At 44.1% G+C, this 19,331-nt stretch carries 18 protein-coding genes and 1 other RNA gene; 3 read left to right on the forward strand and 16 right to left on the reverse strand.

What is annotated here, in order from left to right; translation table 11 throughout:
• Positions 1-2: 2 nt before the first annotated feature.
• Together PG766_RS09250 and PG766_RS09255 are read right to left on the reverse strand one after the other, a co-directional pair.
• Positions 3-1,511: a VanW family protein gene (locus PG766_RS09250; RefSeq protein WP_117557512.1), complete on the reverse strand. Its 1,509-nt coding sequence runs from the start codon at positions 1,509-1,511 to the stop codon at positions 3-5.
• 203 nt (positions 1,512-1,714) lie between these two features.
• Positions 1,715-3,475 carry a B12-binding domain-containing radical SAM protein gene (locus PG766_RS09255; protein ID WP_270590750.1) on the reverse strand — a complete coding sequence of 587 codons (1,761 nt, stop codon included), beginning with the start codon at positions 3,473-3,475 and terminating at the stop codon, positions 1,715-1,717.
• Positions 3,476-3,611: 136 nt separating this feature from the next.
• On the opposite strand from PG766_RS09255, the gene ffs reads away from it, so the two are divergent.
• Positions 3,612-3,875: signal recognition particle sRNA large type (gene ffs / locus PG766_RS09260), an RNA gene on the forward strand.
• A gap of 82 nt (positions 3,876-3,957) precedes the next feature.
• Here ffs and tadA read toward each other — a convergent pair.
• The 3 genes from tadA to PG766_RS09275 all read right to left on the reverse strand — a co-directional run bounded on the left by tadA (position 3,958) and on the right by PG766_RS09275 (position 6,745).
• Complete coding sequence (tadA, locus tag PG766_RS09265) at positions 3,958-4,479, reverse strand: tRNA adenosine(34) deaminase TadA (protein ID WP_172676465.1); 522 nt, start codon at positions 4,477-4,479, stop codon at positions 3,958-3,960.
• Positions 4,403-5,470, reverse strand: a complete 1,068-nt coding sequence (locus PG766_RS09270; protein ID WP_118198884.1) for a hypothetical protein — start codon at positions 5,468-5,470, stop codon at positions 4,403-4,405. The genes tadA and PG766_RS09270 overlap by 77 nt, the downstream gene beginning before the upstream one ends.
• Before the next feature lie 120 nt (positions 5,471-5,590).
• Entirely contained in the window at positions 5,591-6,745 is a 1,155-nt protein-coding gene (locus PG766_RS09275) for a hypothetical protein (protein WP_118198885.1), read from the reverse strand.
• Positions 6,746-7,047: 302 nt separating this feature from the next.
• Between PG766_RS09275 and PG766_RS09280 the strand changes: the two genes are divergently transcribed.
• Together PG766_RS09280 and PG766_RS09285 are read left to right on the forward strand one after the other, a co-directional pair.
• The gene (locus PG766_RS09280; RefSeq protein WP_008370035.1) at positions 7,048-7,386 is read left to right on the forward strand and encodes a P-II family nitrogen regulator; all 339 of its coding nucleotides are present in this window, start codon (positions 7,048-7,050) and stop codon (positions 7,384-7,386) included.
• Between the two features lie 123 nt (positions 7,387-7,509).
• Positions 7,510-8,760: an ammonium transporter gene (locus tag PG766_RS09285; protein ID WP_270590751.1), complete on the forward strand. Its 1,251-nt coding sequence runs from the start codon at positions 7,510-7,512 to the stop codon at positions 8,758-8,760.
• A 282-nt stretch (positions 8,761-9,042) separates the two neighbouring features.
• Here the strand turns inward: PG766_RS09285 and PG766_RS09290 are convergent, their stop codons facing one another.
• From PG766_RS09290 to PG766_RS09340, 11 genes are all read right to left on the reverse strand, one after another.
• Entirely contained in the window at positions 9,043-11,085 is a 2,043-nt protein-coding gene (locus PG766_RS09290; RefSeq protein ID WP_117557522.1) for a glycoside hydrolase family 13 protein, read from the reverse strand.
• 10 nt (positions 11,086-11,095) lie between these two features.
• Positions 11,096-12,913 (reverse strand): ATP-dependent zinc metalloprotease FtsH, encoded by a 1,818-nt coding sequence (gene ftsH / locus PG766_RS09295; RefSeq protein ID WP_117557524.1) that lies wholly within the window; start codon positions 12,911-12,913, stop codon positions 11,096-11,098.
• Positions 12,914-12,932: 19 nt separating this feature from the next.
• On the reverse strand, positions 12,933-13,454 hold the full coding sequence (gene hpt / locus PG766_RS09300; protein WP_117557526.1) for a hypoxanthine phosphoribosyltransferase: 522 nt from the start codon (positions 13,452-13,454) through the stop codon (positions 12,933-12,935).
• Positions 13,405-14,847: a tRNA lysidine(34) synthetase TilS gene (tilS, locus tag PG766_RS09305; protein WP_117557528.1), complete on the reverse strand. Its 1,443-nt coding sequence runs from the start codon at positions 14,845-14,847 to the stop codon at positions 13,405-13,407. The genes hpt and tilS overlap by 50 nt, the downstream gene beginning before the upstream one ends.
• A gap of 19 nt (positions 14,848-14,866) precedes the next feature.
• The gene (locus PG766_RS09310; RefSeq protein WP_117557530.1) at positions 14,867-16,285 is read right to left on the reverse strand and encodes a SpoIIE family protein phosphatase; all 1,419 of its coding nucleotides are present in this window, start codon (positions 16,283-16,285) and stop codon (positions 14,867-14,869) included.
• Positions 16,286-16,357: 72 nt separating this feature from the next.
• Positions 16,358-16,681: an FtsB family cell division protein gene (locus PG766_RS09315; protein WP_008370019.1), complete on the reverse strand. Its 324-nt coding sequence runs from the start codon at positions 16,679-16,681 to the stop codon at positions 16,358-16,360.
• 84 nt (positions 16,682-16,765) lie between these two features.
• Positions 16,766-17,110: a spore cortex biosynthesis protein YabQ gene (gene yabQ, locus PG766_RS09320; RefSeq protein WP_117557532.1), complete on the reverse strand. Its 345-nt coding sequence runs from the start codon at positions 17,108-17,110 to the stop codon at positions 16,766-16,768.
• An 11-nt stretch (positions 17,111-17,121) separates the two neighbouring features.
• Complete coding sequence (gene yabP, locus PG766_RS09325; RefSeq protein WP_117557534.1) at positions 17,122-17,412, reverse strand: sporulation protein YabP; 291 nt, start codon at positions 17,410-17,412, stop codon at positions 17,122-17,124.
• Positions 17,413-17,533: 121 nt separating this feature from the next.
• Positions 17,534-17,773, reverse strand: coding sequence for an RNA-binding S4 domain-containing protein (locus PG766_RS09330; RefSeq protein ID WP_022220222.1), 240 nt, complete (start codon positions 17,771-17,773; stop codon positions 17,534-17,536).
• Positions 17,774-17,851: 78 nt separating this feature from the next.
• Positions 17,852-18,127, reverse strand: coding sequence for an HU family DNA-binding protein (locus tag PG766_RS09335; protein ID WP_117557536.1), 276 nt, complete (start codon positions 18,125-18,127; stop codon positions 17,852-17,854).
• Between the two features lie 172 nt (positions 18,128-18,299).
• The gene (locus PG766_RS09340) at positions 18,300-19,295 is read right to left on the reverse strand and encodes a CotS family spore coat protein (protein WP_117557538.1); all 996 of its coding nucleotides are present in this window, start codon (positions 19,293-19,295) and stop codon (positions 18,300-18,302) included.
• Positions 19,296-19,331 lie beyond the last annotated feature (36 nt).

The following is a 19,331-nucleotide window of genomic DNA, read 5'->3' on the forward strand; positions in this document are numbered from 1 at the left end:
TATTACTTAAGTGCAGATGCCTTGCTGATCGCCGCATTAATCTTCTCCTGATCCTGGGTTGCAATTGCTTCCTCCACCAGCTTAGTTGCCTCTGCATTATCTGATTTTGTCCCGACTTTCACGGTAACATCAGAAGTCTGATAGGTGCTGTTATTGATTACTTCCCGGCTGACCTCTTCTCCGTTTTCATAGGTAACTTTCCAGAGCCGTGCCGTGCTTCCATCCATTCCGGCTCCCTCTGTTTCCTGTGAGCCGACCGCACTTTCCGTATCTTCTACATACTTTTTCGTATACTCTGTTGTCTCCAAAGTCTCACTTTCAAATTCCACGGAATGTCCTGCAGCTCTGGTATCTTTTCCGTAAATATAAAAACCAAGCTGGTTATTGCCATCGATATATCCTTCGATCAGGATCGGTGTATCGTAATTATTGACAAATTTAAAATCACTGATTCCTTCCGCTATCATTGCATCCCTTGATGGTTCTACATAGCTGACACTCATGGAATGCGGTGCACGCCGGGTGACCTCCAGTTCCGCATAAAGAACCGCATTATAAAGCGTCGTAGATACCTGACACAGACCACCTCCGATACTCTCTACAATCTGTCCGTTCTCATAGGCACTTCCTGCCACATAGCCATTCTCTTCTGTGTAAGGAAGTGTGGCCTGTTCCACTGAAAATTCTTCTCCCGGCATAACAACAGTTCCGTTGATCAGCTCCGTTGCTCGCCTGATGTTCTGCACGCGGTCCCCCCATCCGGCGTTTGTCGTATAAGAGCCAAGCTCATCCTGCAGGGATTCCAGATCTGCCTTTTTGATTGTCGGCTCTTCCGTATCCAGCTTTAACTCGACTTCTGCGTCCTCGTAATTCCATTTTTTGTTCATGAAATTCTTAATCTTCTTCACAGATTTATCTACATCAACCGTATAACCTTCTGCTTCATCTGTCAGATCGAATCCGCTTCCGTTATAGGATGCCGATGCATTGACCGCTTTCTGTTCCAGCGGAACCGCACGTTCCTGGATCAGCTCTCTGAGTTTTGCTTCATCAACTTTAAAGCTTTCATCTATGACATATTTCTTCTTATCTAAATTATGTATCTTCTGATAGCGGCTCCAGATGCTTCCATTTTTTCCGTATCCGACCGCCTTTTTTGCAAGCTTATCAATATTTTCTACTTCCGCTCCCATTTCCTCGATTGACACATCTGCGCCCTGATCTTTTACCTTCAGTACAAGTTGCTTGTTCCGATAATCTCCAAGTGTATTATTTACCGCTTTCACTGCTTCTTCCTTGGTCATTCCGGATACATCTGTCTTCCCTATAAAAACATTTTTGCAGATATGCTCCTCATCTACCTTGCTCACATACCGCCATAATGTGAACTGAATCACGGAGAAAATAATCACGATGGCTGCAATAACCGTAATCCCCACATGCAGATTTCTCTGCCGGATACGCTTTTGTGCCTTTTCACTTAACTCTCTCTTTTTCTTTCGTGCCGCCATCAAAAAAATCCTCCTGATTTTATATGATATATGGAATAATTGATGTTGCTACCATTGCAACAATAACAACAAGAATAATCACTGCCGCTATCTTCCGTGTCTGTTTTGGATTAAACACTTTTTTTCACCTCAAATCACACATTTGTTTTCATTCTATACTCTTTCATTTCTTTTTTCAAGATATCCATTACTACTGTCAGATGTTACTGTTTGCATAATTCCCGGATTTCTTCTGTAACACAAAATACCTTTGCCTGATGATCCAGTGGGTTCCGGTTCTGGTAGTCAAACAGAAGCACACATTCTTCCTCTTTCATATCCCCCAGAACATCATAAGAAAACCTCTCAATGTGCGTCATTTTTCTAAGCTGCCGCTTCTCCATATTTTCATAATTTTCCAGATAACGCCTCTCTTCATCCTCACGGTCATAGAACAGGCGGAACTCTTCTTTGGAAATCCGCTCATCGCCTGCAAATAACGGACGGCTCTTTGCATTCTCCCTCAGATAAAAGTCCAGTGTCAGAAGCTGCTTATACGCCTCACATCTTTCTGCATCATAAAATCTTGCAAAATCATACAGGATCTCATATCTTGCCGTGCGTGCATGACTTAAAGTATCCAGCCCATTTTCTTCATAATACTCTGCCAGCTTTTCAAAAAGCGTAAATGGTCTTTTAAAGTGTCGGATCAGATAAGGAAGCGTGTAACAGAACTGCCTGCTGTTATAGTAGGTCTCCACCATTTCCTCGATCCCTTTCAGGCGCAGGGTATCCTCATATGGAAGCCACTTTGTATACAAAACTTCATACGGTGGCATTCCTTTATAAACCAGTCCGTAATCGTCTTTCTTCTCTTCCATATAAGAACCCTTCAGTACTTTCAGAAAACCAAGCTGCAGCTGCTCCGGTTCCAGTGCATAAACATCATCAAAGGATTTCCCAAAGCTTTCATAATCTTCATACGGCAATCCTGCGATCAGATCCAGGTGCTGATGTACATTACCATAAGAATTGATTCTCCTTACCACTTCTGCAACCTGTTCAAATTTCATTGTCCGGTGAATCTCACGTATCGTATCCAGGTTGGTAGACTGCACACCGATTTCCAGCTGGATCAGCCCTGGCCGCATGGTTTTTATCAATTCCATTTCTTCTTCATTCAAAAGGTCTGCCGCAACCTCAAAATGGAAATTGGTAATGCCGTTATCATGCTCTTTGATATAACGCCAGACTGTCATGGCGTGATCATGTTTGCAGTTAAATGTACGGTCTACAAATTTAATCTGAGGTACTTTATGATCGATAAAAAATTGCAGTTCTTTTTTTACCAGTTCCAGATCACGGAACCGCAGACACTTATCTATAGAAGAAAGACAATAACTGCACGAAAACGGACATCCACGGCTTGTCTCATAATAAATAATCTTATGTTCAAAAAGCTCCATGTTCTCATATACAAACGGAACCTTACTCAGATCCATGGTCTTGCGCCATTCATTTTCCACAATCTGCCCGGTCTGTTCCCGGTATACGATTCCTTTCATATTCTGAAGTCCGTCCGCTGTCTTGTCCTGATAAAAGTGTAAAAGATCGCAGAAAGTCTGCTCCCCTTCTCCTTTCATGACGCCATCCACTTCTGGCAGACGCTCCAGCACCTTTACTCCATCATAAGATACCTCCGGTCCGCCTATCCAGATGATGATCTGCGGCATCACTTTCTTGATCTCCCTGCAGATCTCTTCAATATAAGTAAGATTCCAGATATAGCAGGACAGACAGAGCATGTCCGGCTTCCTTTTGTAGATATCCCGCAGAATCTCATCGAGCTGCTGATTGATCGTATATTCTCCAATACTGATCTCATCTGATGTATCACCATACTTTTCCGCATATGCTTTCAGACAGTAGACTGCCAGATTGGAATGTATATATTTCGCATTGACTGCACCTAAAAGTACTTTCATATCGTTTCCTTTCCGTTTCCAAAAAGTTTTATCTTTAGTATCATACTCCATTTTCAGATTGGCGTAAACCAAAATGATAAAATAAAATCTCCTCAGATACATTGACATTTTTACAAAAACACGGTAAAATAATGTTCTGTGCAGCCGGGGTGCTAGCGGTACCCTGTACCTACAATCCGCTATAGTGGGGGTGATGCTGTGCCGAGGGCTTTACTTGTCAAAGCTGCCTCTGGTTTGTGGCGTTGAGATTTGGGTCTTACGCGGCGGGACTCTGTGAACCGTGTCAGGTCGGGAACGAAGCAGCACTAAGCAGAACCTCTCGGGTGCCGTAAGGTAGCCTGGGTTGAGTTTACAGCCAGAGTAACGTTTGGTAGGCTTTAGTTCGACGCACAGCGCACAGAAAAAAGAAATTATAAAAGCTACGGATTTTGCTTCCGTAGCTTTTTTCATGCAAAAAAGCCTGCCTTTGACAGGTTCTTCGATTAAGGATTTTCTTCCGGCATATTTGCTGATTCCTGTTCTTTCTTTTTCATCTTCTGCTTCTTGCGCAGTTCCTTGAAAAAGCTCTTCATCATCTGTGAGCATTCTTCTTCCAGAACTCCTGTCGTAAGCTCTGCCTGATGATTAAACGCTTCCACCTGTAGAAGATTCAGGATGGAACCGGCGCATCCGGCTTTCGGATTCATACATCCAACAACCACTCGTGGAATCCTTGCCTGTACAATGGCTCCGGAACACATCTGACATGGTTCCAGCGTTACATATAAGGTGCATTCTTCCAGCCGCCAGTCACCCATTACCTTACTTGCCTTTTTGATTGCAGAAATTTCTGCATGTGCAAGGGGATTCTTATCCGTTGTCCGCCTGTTGTATCCTCGTCCGATAATTTTCCCCTGATATACGATCACACAACCAATCGGTACTTCCTCAATCTTCCATGCTTTTTTCGCCTGACGGATCGCTTCCTTCATGTATTTTTCGTCTTCGGTCAATATCTGCCGCATCTTCCTTCTCCTTTACTTCTTTTCGAATCACTGCCCCTACCGGTCTGCACCAGTAACCGAAATGTTCCTCATCTTCAATCTCATATTCTTCCAGATCCAGTTCACCATCAGATGGCTTCATGAACTGACTGAATCCAAATGCTCCTGCCGCCCGCTGCTCACCAGGAAAATAAAGTCCCGGAACCCCAATCCAGCATTTCCCTTCTTTTTCAAATGATACCAGATGATGGTAATTATAATATCCATGGAGTAGAAAATGATTATTCGCAAGCTTCCATTCCTTTCGCGGAAGTCCGGCAAGCTCCTGACGGGTGATCTTATAGATGATATCCTTTGTGGTTTTTGGTGGTAAATCTGAATTTGCGTTCTGAGAATTTCTTTCTTCCGGCACATTTGGGTTGCTTTTCGATTTCCTAACTGCATCTGTGTTTTTAGATTGTTCTGAGGTATCCTGTTCTTCTATATTCTCAGATTTTCTCTGGCTTGTTTTCTCCTCAAGTATTTTCTCATTTCCTGGCTTCTCGTATTTTTCATTGCTTAGCACGTCTCCGCCATTTGCAATTTTTTTATTTTTCCCCGATTTGTTTAGCTTCCATTCTTCTTCCGTAATCATCCTGCTAACATCTACCGGTCTCGCCTCATCCCAGACTGCTCCATAATATCCTGCATCCGCTCCGTTTCCAGCCCGAAGGATCATTCCACCAATCCTGCCAAACTGTCCATCTCCTCCCACATCGTCTGTCGTATAGCTCAGCTTATAACCAAATGCTGCCTGCGCCCCTCTGATCTCTCCCATTAAGATCCCTATGCACTGTCCATCCTCTTCATAAAACAGATAAATTTCCAGTGTACGACCTCCCGCTACGGGAAATCCTCTCCCATAAATCTGGACCACGGTCGCCTCTTCCTGCTCAAGAACCTTTACAAAACCTGTATTTCTTGTCCTTTTTCCATTCTGATATTCATATAAATACCGGATAAAGCTTTTCATAATCTAGCACCTGCACCTTCCTTCTAACTGCCTGTTCTAAACTATTCTGACTTTCCGGTAAAAATTACCATTTTTAAAAAATCAGAGCGGAATCTTCCGCTCTGACAAATAACTCGTTGATTAATCCAGATAAATCGGTGGCTCGTAGTCTTTTCCCATCGTAGCTTTCTTTCGCTCTTCCACCCCAAGGAACGCCCACTCTGTCATGTCTGTCCACTTGTGATCTTTTCGGTCATATACCTGTACATAACCGATTCTGTGTGGATGCATACGCACACTGTTTGTCCGATACTCATGTCCGGTATATGGGTTCACATCTCCATTTACCAGATCTTCATCAATATCCTCCCGACGCTTGATCGGCTGGAAATCCTGCGGCCATCCGGAAGATTTCTTTTCCTTTTTCGGAGTAATCAGCTTTGTAAGCTTCGAAAACGGAGAATGCTTCTCCTCGTGAATCTCTTCCGCTGCCGGTTCTTCTGTCTGGTCAGCTTCTGCCTGGTTCTCTTCATCCGCCGGCTGCTCCTGATATGCTGCTTCCGCATCCACTGGCTGTTCTGTACAAGCTGGCTGTTCCTCATATACAGTATCGTCTGCCTGCACTTCCGCTATATCTGCAGTTTCTTCTGTATAAACTGGTTCGGAAACCTCTTCTGGAATTATTTCTTCAGCTACTTCAAGAACTTCTTTCGGTTCTGTGTATGGCTCTGCTTCTTCTGTCAGAACCTCCTCTTCCAAAGCTTCTGTCGCCACAGTATCTTCTGAATCTGCAGCATCTTCTGCCTCTTCAGATTCTTCATATACTTCCTGAGTCTCTGCTTCTTCCGCAACCGGCTCTGCCGCATCCAGTTCCAGTTCCATCTGTACAGCTTCTTCCTCCGGTTCTGCTGTGGTCTCTTCAAGTATATCTACAATCTCTCCAACTGTAATATCACGTTCTACATTCTTTTTTGCTTCTTCTCTTGCTGCCTTTCTTTCTTTTTTCGCGGTAAGCTTCTCAAGTTCTCTTCCCGTCGGCATCTCTTCTTCATCCAAAGCTTCCTTTTCCGAATCCGCATTACCCAGAATGCTGAGCTGGAACGGGCATCCAAGAATATCTGCGATCATACGCATATCCTGCTCCTGAAAATTATCTCTGCCAAGCCGCTGTGTCAGATTTTGACGGGACATCTTTTTCCCGGTTCTTGCTTCGATTTCTTCTGCAAGCTCTTTAATTGTCATATCTTTTCTGCTTAAGACAATTTTTACCTGCTCCCCGAATGTGAGATTAATCATGTATTTTTCCTCCTTTTCTCCCCGTATAAATATATCTTCTTTCTAAATACAGACTTATTGCTTTGTTAACTTAAAACTTTCTTGATAAAGGAATCTTTTTCACTTATCTTTTATTCTAGCAAATGACATTTTATCCGTCAACACCTAATAAATGCGCGAATTTTTTGTATTTTTTCAAAAAATAATTTGACAAATCAAAATCAGTCACTATAATAAAGCGTATCAAGAACGATGGCGTTCCCTATTATCCGGGGAACGCCTTTTTTGTTCTTTCTTTTAAATCGAGAAGGAGGGAATCAGTTATGAAAAAACTAGAAATCATTATCCAGCCGGAAAAACTGGAGGCTCTGAAAGCAATCCTGGATGCTTCCAATGTCAGCGGTATTATGATCAGTAACATTATGGGATATGGTAATCAGAAAGGACACAAACAATTTTATCGCGGTGCTGAATACAGCGTAAATCTTCTTCCTAAGATCAAAGTAGAAACTGTTGTTGAACCGGAAGTTGCAGAACCTCTGATCCGGAAAATTGTCGAAGAGATCAAAACCGGTGCTTACGGCGATGGTAAAATTTTTGTTTACGAAGTACAGGATGCTGTAAGAATCCGTACCGGTGAACGCGGATCTGCTGCTCTTTAGCTAAAAATATATGTGAATTAGAATAGTGTTGAATATTGTTATCAAAGAGGATAACTGCAAATGAACTGTCTGTAGATCATTCATTGCAGCTATCCTTTTTATTTGAAATGGAGGATGTTAAATATGGGATTATCTGATTTAATTGCAGGCGGAATGGATGCAACCGCCGCCACTGAACTACTGCTTAATGTTGTCTGGACAATCATCGGTGCAACTCTTGTTTACTTTATGCAGGCTGGATTTGCAATGTGTGAAGCCGGATTTACCAGAGCAAAAAATACTGGAAATATACTGATGAAAAATATGATGGACTTTGTACTTGGAAGTTTGTTCTTTTTCATCTTCGGATTTGCGATCATGCACGGAACCGACTGGAATGGTATCATCGGTATAAAAGGGTTCTTCAATCCTACAACACTTGCCGATGCCGACGGACTTTTCAACGGACTGCCAATCGGAGTCTTCCTTATTTTCCATACAGTATTCTGCGCCACATCCGCTACTATCGTATCCGGTTCTATGGCAGAACGTACAAAATTCCTTGCTTACTTATTATATAGTGCAGCAATCAGTATTTTTATTTACCCGGTAACCGGCCACTGGATCTGGGGCGGTGGATGGCTCGCTCAGATGGGATTCCACGATTTTGCAGGTTCCACAGCAGTCCATATGATCGGCGGTATCTGTGCACTTGTTGGTGCCAAAATCCTCGGACCTCGTATTGGAAAATATGATAAAGAAGGGAATGCCCGTGCGATTCCCGGACACAACCTTTCCATTGCAGCTCTTGGCGTATTTATTCTCTGGTTCTGCTGGTTCGGTTTCAACTGCGGCTCTACCACAGCAGCTTCCACAAACCTCGGTGATATCGCAATGACAACCAATCTTGCCGCTGCTGCCGCAACACTTGCAACCCTTGTTGTAACCTGGATCCGCTATGGAAAACCAGATGTATCCATGACATTCAACGGTTCCCTCGCCGGACTCGTAGCAATCACCGCCGGATGCGACACCGTCAGCAACTACTCTGCAATCATCATCGGACTGATCGCTGGTATCCTCGTCGTATTCTCCGTAGAATTCTTCGACAAAGTAGCCAAGATCGATGACCCGGTAGGTGCGATCAGTGTCCACGGCGTATGCGGTTTCACAGGCAGTATCCTCGTCGGAGTCTTCTCCCCGGAATACACCCTCAAAACCCAGGTGATCGGTGTCCTTTCAACCGTAGCCTACGTCCTCGTAATGGCAATCATCGTATTCACCATCATCGATAAAACCGTAGGTCTCCGCGTCACCAAAGGAGAAGAACTCGACGGTCTCGATATCCACGAACACGGCTGCTCAGCATATGCAGACTTTAACTTCCGTTTATAGCCGGGCGAAGTAAAATAAAAAGATACAGCCTCTGGGATGCTTGCATTTCAGTGGCTGTATCTTTTTATTTTAATGAGCGGCTACGCGACTGAGGAAAGTCATCAGACTTTCCGAGGTTCGCCCGGCGGACGTCTTGTACTACCTTTATCATTCTACATCCCCTGAAATCCTTCCATTTCAGTGGCTGTATCTTTTTATTTTAATGAGCGGCTACGCGACTGAGGAAAGTTGCCAGACTTTCCGAGGTTCGCCCGGCGGATGGCTTGTACTACTTATATCATTCTACCACTTCTTATTCTTCAGCACGATCGCCGATTTCTTACCCATCATCAGTGAAATATTTCCCTCTTTCACGATATACTCTTCGAATTCTCCAATATACCCATCTTCATAAGAATACATCACTCGCGCCATATTATGTCCTTCGGCAACTTCTGCTTGCCATACCGGAACCCTTACTTCCTTCAGATGATCGGAATTATTGATAATAACCACGATCTGCTCATTCCCCCAGAATCTTCCATAGGCCAGAAGATCCGGTTCTGCTTTCAGCATCTTGATTGACCCCTTTCTGAGAGCCAGAGACTTTCTGTGGATTTGGATCATCTCACGGTAGAAATTGATCAGATCCCGTTTTTCTCTTCCCCACGGATAAGTTCTCCGGTTATCCGGATCCGTGAAACCACAAAGTCCTGCTTCGTCTCCATAATAAAGGGTCGGCGCTCCCGGCCAGGTCATCTGCATGATGATTGCTTCCCGCATAACGGCAAGGCTTACCCCTTCTTCTGCCGCACGCGATCCAAGCTGTCCCACACGGCCAACCTTGTGGTTGGTACGCGTCAGGAAACGGGAATGGTCATGGTTTGACAACTGATTCATCGCCGTCTGAAGTGACGGTGTCATCATATTTGCCATATGATGTTTCATAGCATTCACAAAATTGTCTGCATTTCCGAGAAGATCGCCGCGATATTCATCACTGTGCTTCTCCATCCCGGTCAGGAACCAGGTGACCGGCTCCATAAATGCATCGTAATTCATAACGCTGTCCCATTCATCGCCCTGTAGCCAGTCACTCGGATCTCCATAGTGCTCGGCAAGGATCAGTGCGTGTGGATTTGCTTCTTTTACTGCCTTACGAAATTTCTTCCAGAATTCATGATTGTACTCATTGCTTCTTCCAAGGTCTGCTGCAACATCCAGTCTCCATCCGTCTACATTATACGGCGGTGAAACCCATTTCTTTGCGATACCAAGAACATACTCTTCCAGCTCTTTTGAATCTTCATAATTCAGCTTTGGCAGCGTATCGTGTCCCCACCAGCCGTCATAGCTTCCATTTCCCGGCCATTCATTCTCCCCGGTACGATGGAATAGAAAATAATTCCGGTACGGACTCTTCGGTGACACAAAAGCACCTACTTCATAACCATCGGCGCTCTCGTAGATCAGCTCTCTGTCCAGCCATTTATTGAAAGAACCACAATGGTTGAAGACGCCGTCAATGATGATTCGCATTCCCCTCTTATGGAGTTCTTCTACCAGCTTGATGAACAGCCGGTTACTTGCTTCCAGATTCTCTTTTCTGGTAGTTCTTGTCCGGTAACGGTCCGCATGGATATTGTTATTTTCTCCCGGATCCAGAAGCCTTCCTTCATCGACTTCAATTTTACCGACATGCGGATCAATATAATCGTAATCCTGTGTGTCATATTTATGATTAGATGGTGATACAAATAGTGGATTACAATAGACAACTTCTACTCCAAGTCCATGCAGGTAATCCAGTTTATCAATGATCCCCTGGATATCTCCTCCGTAAAATTCCCGTACATCCATCGGCTGCGGATCCCGGTACCAGTCATCTACATGATGAACCTGCTCTCCAATATAAAAGTACTCTCCCGTCTGTACATCATTATCCGGGTCGCCGTTACAGAAGCGGTCTGTATAAATCTGATACATGACCGCTCCTTTTGCCCAATCCGGTGCCGTAAAGCCCGGCACGATTTTAAAATCATAATAATCCACAAGTTTGCTCTCTGCTCCCCATTTGTTATAGTAGCAGATCTCATTTCCTGATCTGATCTTAAAATGATACCGGAATGGTTTATCTTCTAATTTGTATTTCACTTCATAAAAGTCAAATGCCTTATTTGAGATTACTTTGTTCATTGGAATGCATAGTTCGCGGTTTTCCAGATAGACTTCGTCTACGTCGTGAGCTGCTGTACGGAACCACAACTGAAGTTCATCTCCTGCCTCCGGTTCCGGCGGACTCACATACGCCTCTGTTCCATCACAAAACAATGCTTCTTTTTTCATAATCTAGCCTCTATTCTTCAAATAATGCTTCAAATTCTTCTCTTGTAATCTTCTCTTTTTCAAGAAGCAGATCTGCACATTTATAAAGAACAGCTTCATGCTCTTTAATAATGGTCTTTGCACGGTCATAACATTCGTCAATGATCCGCTTCACTTCACTGTCGATCGTTGTGGCAACCTGTTCACCATAACCTCTGGAGGTATGACCAAAATCTCTTCCGATAAATACTTCATCATTATCATCTCCATAGCTTACAAGACCAAGTGCTTCCGACATACCGAACTTCGTTACCATGGATTTGGCGTATGCTGTTGCCTGCTTGATATCCTGGGATGCCCCGGTTGTAATATCATCAAAGATCAGCTCTTCTGCCACACGTCCACCTAGTGATACGGTAATATCCTGCAACATCTTTCCTTTGGTATTGAACATCTCATCCTTTTCAGGAAGCGGCATCGTATATCCGGCTGCCCCTACACCGGTAGGAATGATCGACACGCTGTACACCGGTCCTACATCCGGAAGTACATGGAATAAAATGGCATGTCCTGCTTCATGGAATGCAGTGATCTTCTTCTCTTTATCAGAAATTACACGACTCTTCTTCTCTGCACCGATTCCGACTTTTACAAATGCTCTGCGGATATCCTCCTGTTGCAGATACACTCTTCCATCCTTTGCTGCAAGGATCGCAGCCTCATTCAGAAGATTTTCCAGATCAGCTCCGGTAAATCCTGCCGTTGTTCTCGCAACCTGTTCCAGATCCACATCATCCCCGAGCGGTTTGCCCTTGGCATGAACCTGAAGGATTTCCAGGCGTCCCTTTACATCCGGTCTGCCGACCATGACTTTACGGTCAAAACGTCCCGGTCTTAAGATCGCCGGATCAAGAATATCGACACGGTTGGTTGCTGCAAGTACGATGATTCCTTCATTCGCGCCAAAACCATCCATCTCTACGAGGAGTTGGTTCAGCGTCTGCTCTCTCTCATCATGTCCGCCGCCCATACCAGTTCCACGACGTCTTGCCACGGCATCGATCTCATCGATAAAAATAATACAAGGTGCATTTTTCTTGGCATCCTCGAAAAGATCTCTTACACGGGATGCTCCGACACCGACAAACATCTCCACAAAATCAGAGCCTGAAATGGTAAAGAACGGGACACCTGCTTCTCCCGCAATTGCTCTTGCAAGAAGCGTCTTACCTGTTCCCGGAGGTCCTTCAAGAAGAACACCTTTCGGGATTCTGGCTCCTACCTGCGTATATTTTCCAGGACTCTTGAGGAAATCCACGATCTCTGCAAGCTCTTCCTTTTCTTCCTGCAGTCCGGCAACCTGTGCAAACGTCACATGGTTTTCTTCCTGCGTGCTCATCTTTGCCCTGCTCTTTCCGAAATTCATCGCTTTTGCATTCGATCCGCCCTGACGATTCATCATCATCACAACAAATACCATGATGCCTGCCATCAATATGATCGGAACCAGTGTTGTTGACATCCAGCTATCCTGCGGGACGTTGTCCACACTGTAGGAAATGTCATAAGATTCAAGCAGATCCTCTGCACTGTTGACATCGGATACATGAAGCTGTTCGATGTCATCATTCTTCAACCGGATCTTCAATGTCCCGGTCGGTGCGACTTTGTTCTGCTTGATCTCTACACTTTCTACCTTCTCTTTTTTCAGATCTTTCTGAAAATCCTGATACGTGTATGCTGTCTGCTGCACACCCGACTGGCTCATAAACCAGTACACACCTGCCAGCACCAGAACACAGAGCAGAATCGAAAGACCACTGATTCCTCTTGTCTTATTATTATTCAAAACCTGCTCCTTCCACCTGTTACATCTCTACAATTCCGATGTACGGTAAGTTTCTATATTTTTGTGCATAGTCCAGACCGAATCCTACCACAAATTCATCCGGAATATTAAATCCGACATAATCTACATGTACGTCGCGCACACGACGATCCGGTTTGTCAAGAAGTGTACAAAGCTTCATGCTCTTCGGTCCTCTCTTCCGAAGGATGTCAAGCAGATAATAAAGAGTACGTCCTGAATCTACGATATCCTCAACAACAATTACATCTTTCCCCTCCAGAGACTCATCCAGATCTTTTGCAATCTTAACGATTCCACTGGACTGAGTTCCGTCACCATAGCTGCTGACGCTCATAAAGTCCATTGTTACCGGCACTGTAATCCTTTTTGCCAGCTCACACATAAAGAACACTCCACCCTTTAAAACACAGATCAGATGAACCTGCTTTCCCGCATATTCTTCACTGATCTTTTTTCCAAGTTCTTCAATTCTAGCATTTACTTCTTCTTCCGGAATTAACATTTTCACTTTCTCGGCCATTTAAAGTACCTCCATTTATCGTAATTTCTAATATTTTCGTTGTCTGCTCTGTCACCTGGTATGCCTTGCTCTGCCGGCAGCCCACAATCCATAAAATCTCGCTTCCCTCTGCGATCAGAGGAATTCCGGCACGTTCTGCCGCTGGTATTTTTTTATTGATAAAATAAGATTTCAGCTTCTGCCTTCCTCCGCTTTCATCAATTACAATAAAATCGCCAGCCCTTCTGGTGCGTACAGCGACACTCTGCTTTATTATACCATAATCAAACCATTTCGTGTACGTTTTTTTCGGGATCTGGCATCTGCATTCTTCTTTTCCAAAAATACGGTAGGAAATTTCCCATTTCCCGTAAGTTATCTTTCCCGAAACCTGCTGTAGATCCAGATTTTTCTCTTCTTCTGCCAATTCCGGACTCTTCTTTTTCCTCTTCAGTTCAATCCCTTCATAGGTTCTGCATGCGCAGACTCCATAAGGAAGATCCAGTCTTTTTCCAACCTGTTTTTCAAACAGTCCCTCCAACTTTTCTATATGAATCTGCTCCAGATCTTTTTCATGTCCTGCTACCAGTGCCAATGCTTTCCGGAGAATCATTTTCCGGATTAGCCGTTCCTGTCTGTGATATACCTCTGCATGGATGCCGATCTTTTCTCCATTTTGGGCAGAACAGATCTGATATGCACTTTCCGTCTGCCGTTCCATATAATCCCAGATCTCCCTTAGCTGATCCATAGACCGATTCATATGCTCCACAGTTTTTTCATTGATATTTTCTTTAAAATACGGAATCACATGGTTACGAATGCGATTTCGCATATATGCATCTTCCATATTTGTCGCATCAATGCAGTAAGGCATCTCCCGTCCCTTCAGATAATCCTCAATCTCTTTTCTCCCCACGCAAAGAAGCGGCCGTATATACATCCCGTTTACCGGATATATACCGCCGAGCCCCCGAAGTCCGCTGCCGCGGGCAAGATGCAGGAAAAATGTCTCTGCATTGTCATCCTGATGATGTGCCAGTGCGATCCTGGTTCCTCCCCATTCTTCCGCTGCCTGCTCAAATATTTTCCTTCGTGCAGTCCTTCCCGCCTCTTCTTCTGACATCCTGTATTCCACTGCCATTTTCGGAATATCCACCGATACACTCCTGCATGGGATTTCTTTTTTCTCACACAGTGTCTTTACAAATTCTTCATCAGCTTTTGCCTCTTCCCCACGGATCCCGTGATTCACGTGTACCGCAAGCATCTCAAATCCGATCTTTTTTCGCAGCTCTTCCAGTATCAGAAAAAGGCATACAGAATCTGCCCCTCCGGAAAGACCAACGACAACTTTATCTCCTTTTTCAAGCATCTTCCACTGCCTGATATAGTTCTCTACTTTTTTTAACATGGTAAATTCCTCTCGTCTTTTATCTACTGTAACACATCTTCCAGATTCCCGCCACAAGGACTGTCATATCATCTCCTGCTTTTCCGGCCGCCAGCTCCAGCACCTTATCCAGAATATAATTCGCCAGTTCCTCCGGATTCTCCAGCGGACTTCCCCCAATCATCAGATCCAGTAAATGCTCCTGCTCTCCTGCCGGAAGCGCATCCAGGATCCCGTCCGATACCATGACCACCACATCTCCGGATTCCAACTGTCTGGTTTCCTTTTCACTTTGCTGTCTCTGGATTACCCCCAGCGGAAGACTTTCCGAACGGATATGCTCCACCCCGTCTTTAGTCCGCAGAAATGTCACTGCCGCTCCTGCTTTTACAAACTCACATTTTCCATTATAGAGATCAAAAATGCTCATATCAACCGTAGAAAAGCGAACCTCTTCCCGTCCCATAACAAGAGCCGTATTGATCATGGAAAGTGCAGTTTCCACAGGAAATCCTGCTCCAAGAAGCTCTTCCAGCATTTCTATCAGCATCCCGCTTTCCTGTAGCGCTCTCTCACCAGATCCCATTCCGTCTGACAAGATTGCCGCCTCTTTTCCACCCGGAAGTGTCTTCATAAGAAAACTGTCACCAGATATCTTTTGTCCGTTTTTTCCCATTTTTGCCACACCCTGCAGCACATAATATCCCGGTCCTTCCACACATACAATAGTTTCATACTCCTGTCCCAGAACCTGCCTCTCGTTCTGAGCCGGGCACATCCTTCTCTTAGTACATACTGATAAAAGCTCTGCCGCTTTTCTGGTTGGGATACAGTTTCCCTTCTCACTTTTTACCGTTACATGAATTTCATATCTGCCATGCTCATCCACAAAAAAAACGGAACTCAGCATCCGGATCCCTGCCTTTTTGAAATGCTGCGCAACCTTTTTTGCAAGCGGCGGATCCGTAAAAATACTCGCATCCAGATCTCTCGTCACATAGCAGAGCATGTCCGCAAAAGAATCCAGCTGTGCCGCACATCCCTCACGGCTCTGTACCATCTTATTATTCCACACCAGAATCCTTTTTGCCTCCTGGAAAGTTTCCAGTGATTCTCGTAAAAACCGTGGTGCCTGAATACACTCCCTCTGAAGATGCTGTTTCATCTCTTTATTCAGTTCTGCACCATATCCTTCAATCGTACACAAAAGATCATAAAAAAGCTGCCAGTGTTCTGCCTTCTTTCTCTCCAGACACTCCGATTTCCTGCTGCATCCTCTGCACACCTTTTCCGTAATCCGATCATACATTTCTGTCATTTCTTCGGGTGTAAAACACTGCTTTTTCGGCTCCATTTTCAGAAACCTGTCTGCTAGATGCCGAAGCGACACTGCCATTTTATCTGCCTGCGTTACATATGGACTTGTGATCACTTGCTCCTCCCTGTATTTAACCTCCATTTGCCACCACCCTCTAAATTTCTATGAATGAAAAAAGCTTCGGGACATTTTCTTCCCAAAGCTTTTCTTATGTTACTGCTGTGCACGGAACAGAATCTCATTCTCCTTTACAAGTCCCAGCTTCTCTCTGGCGACTTCCTCGATGTATTCATCTGTTCCTACATATTTTTTCAGTTTATTAATTTCTTCTGAGCGTTCTTTTTCCGCATCGATCTGTGTCTGCAGTTCTTCTTCCTGCACCTTATATGCATCATTGCTCTTTTTGAGCGCCATCCCATGTACAATAACCATGCCGCATAATAATATAATAACTGCGGTAATCGCAACAATACTTCTTTTGTGCTTCTGAAGCCCGCTCCCCGGACGCTTTTTCCGGTTCTTCTTTAAGCTTCCCATCTAATCTATTCACCTTTCGCTATCAGTTGATCTTGTATAGCTTCTTACTACTAAACCCATTTAGTCTTCTACAGTGTACCGTTTTTAACCAGATTTATCAACTCTTTTTACTCTTTTTTCACAAATTCGTGTAGAAATCTTTTTGTAAGCTCTTACAAAGACAGCTGAAAGCAGCGCCATCCAGATTGCTCCGAGCGCAATCCCCAGTCCGATATACCACCGCAGAACACCATCACTCGTATGATAGATCTGCACAAAGGTATAAACGGAAATCCCTGCCCAGTAACAGGCATCCTCCAGATTGATCAGCCACAATCTGTGAGCAACCAGTCTGCGCAAAACCCTGATCCACAGATAGACTGCCACGATCAGGACACCGGTCAGGATTGCATAACAGAAAACCCTGATCTCTGTTCCGATACCAGACATTTTTTCTCCTCCTACCGAAACAGTTTTGACAACAGATTTTCTCCGGCTTTTACTCCAGAATGGATATCCGAATAAGAAATATTGTCAATATTGCCTGCCAGGTCGACCTCCCCTTTTTCAAGATTCAGCCGGTTTACATGCATGTCCGTACCTTTTACCATCAGCATTCCCTGCTCTGTCTCAAGCAGTATCTCATTTAAATCAAAAGAAAGAACGTCCAGCACTCCCGTTACTGTACCTGTCTTCCGGTTATTGATAACCAGCCTGTGATTCTGAGGTTTTACCAGCTGTCTCTCTTCCATACAAATCCCAACCTTTCCTATACTGTCTTTCTAGTTATTGTATGAATAACATCTGGTAAATATGCCTCGGATCCGCTGCCGGAATGATCTCAAACCACATCTTTTCTGATGTTCCGGAGTTTTAAAGATAACGGAATAAATCTGCCGCCTCTTCTTTTTTAGTCGTATCTCGCAGATCCAGAACCTCTGCCTTTACAGTCTTGGTTCCAAACTGGATCTCAATGATATCACCTTTTTTTACTTTCGTGGAAGCCTTCGCCACCGCCCCGTTGATCAGGACTCTTCCTGCATCACAGGCTTCATTTGCAACGGTGCGCCGTTTGATCAGGCGGGACACCTTTAAAAATTTATCAAGTCTCATTTTGATTTTTCCTTCCCGTAATACGAATAAAGCGCAGCCCTTTTCAGACTGCGCCATTTTTCAAAAATGTTTTACAAATTATGCATTAACAGCATCTTTTAAAGCTTTTCCTGCTTTGAATTTCGGAGCCTTGCAAGCTTCGATCTTCATAGTTTTTCCAGTCTGTGGATTTCTTCCTTCTCTTGCAGCTCTTTCGCTTACTTCGAAAGTTCCGAATCCTACTAACTGAACTTTTTCACCTTTTTTCATTTCTTCTGTAACAACATCAACAAATGCTTTTAATGCTTTTTCTGCATCTTTCTTTGAAATATCTGCCTGTTCTGCAACTGCAGCTACTAATTCTGTCTTGTTCATGACTTACGTCCTCCTGTAAAATATACTCCCGGAACACCCCGGCATTTTGTCTTTTTGCTAGGTTTATTCTGCGTATCCATGCGGTCTGACACGCCCCTTACCCTACATATGTTATATAAGTTTTTACCTTCTTTGTCAAGTCTAAACCCTTAAAATCTAAGAAAACCGAACGCTATACCTGAAACGCAAACAGATTCCGCAAAAACCGCTTTTTTTCTTCTGTCTGTGCGACAGAAAGTGAAAGTTTTTCGACATTTTTTGCAGGAATCCATGCCTTTCCCGAGTGGTAATACGAATTGGTGATCTTCCAGAATTTTTCCGGATAAGCAAGACGGATTGCAAGGTAATCCCGTTCTTTTTTCCCAAGATTATTCACCGAATCATACGCTCTCATCATCCGATATCCAAGCCGTTCATCATAATGATGCTTTTCCATACATTTGCGCAGGAAATAATACAGATCTTCCATCTGAACATCCCGGTGTGCATGTTCAAATCCAGTCACCGCCATGCCTTCCTGACAGACCAGAAGATTATGATAATTATAGTCTCCGTGGACCATATGATTTTCTGCCTCCGCTTCTTTAAAAACACTGTCCAGATCCATATTTTCCAGTATTTTCAGCACTCTGTCTGCCCAAAAATACATCTGGTCATATCCCTTTAAAAATGCGATCTCAAACGGGCTTTTCACACTTCTTCTGCAGACAAATTCCCGAACCTTTCTGAGTTCTCTGTTATGCCTTGCGTACTCCTTGATCACCGGATTTTCTTCTCTTCCTGCAAATCCGTTTTCTTCCCCAGCCAGACGCATGCATAGATGGATCCGGGCAAGATTTTCCGCACCGGCGATCAGTTCATTTTCACGTCTGACATCACACTCACGTCCCTGAAACCATTTCTTTAAGATATAGCCTGTTCCATCCTCGGCTTTACTGACATAAGCATCCTCTTTATTAAGCAGAGGCGTATCTACCCATTCAAATCCATTCGCATTTAACTGCTCATATATTTTTGCAAGCGCGCAGATCCGGCTCTCCTCCATGCGCGTCTCCTTCAAGAGGAGCAGCCCCTTATCTGTATCGCATAAAATAGCACCCCTTACTTTGTGGGTGCCGAATACTTCCATCTGATATTGTGTCAATACACTGATTCCATAATCTTTCATGGCTTCCCCCTGCCGCTTTGTTTTACCGGTCTTTCT

The organism is Coprococcus sp. LG101-27, assembly GCF_027695515.1.
Lineage (GTDB): Bacteria > Bacillota > Clostridia > Lachnospirales > Lachnospiraceae > Allocoprococcus > Allocoprococcus comes.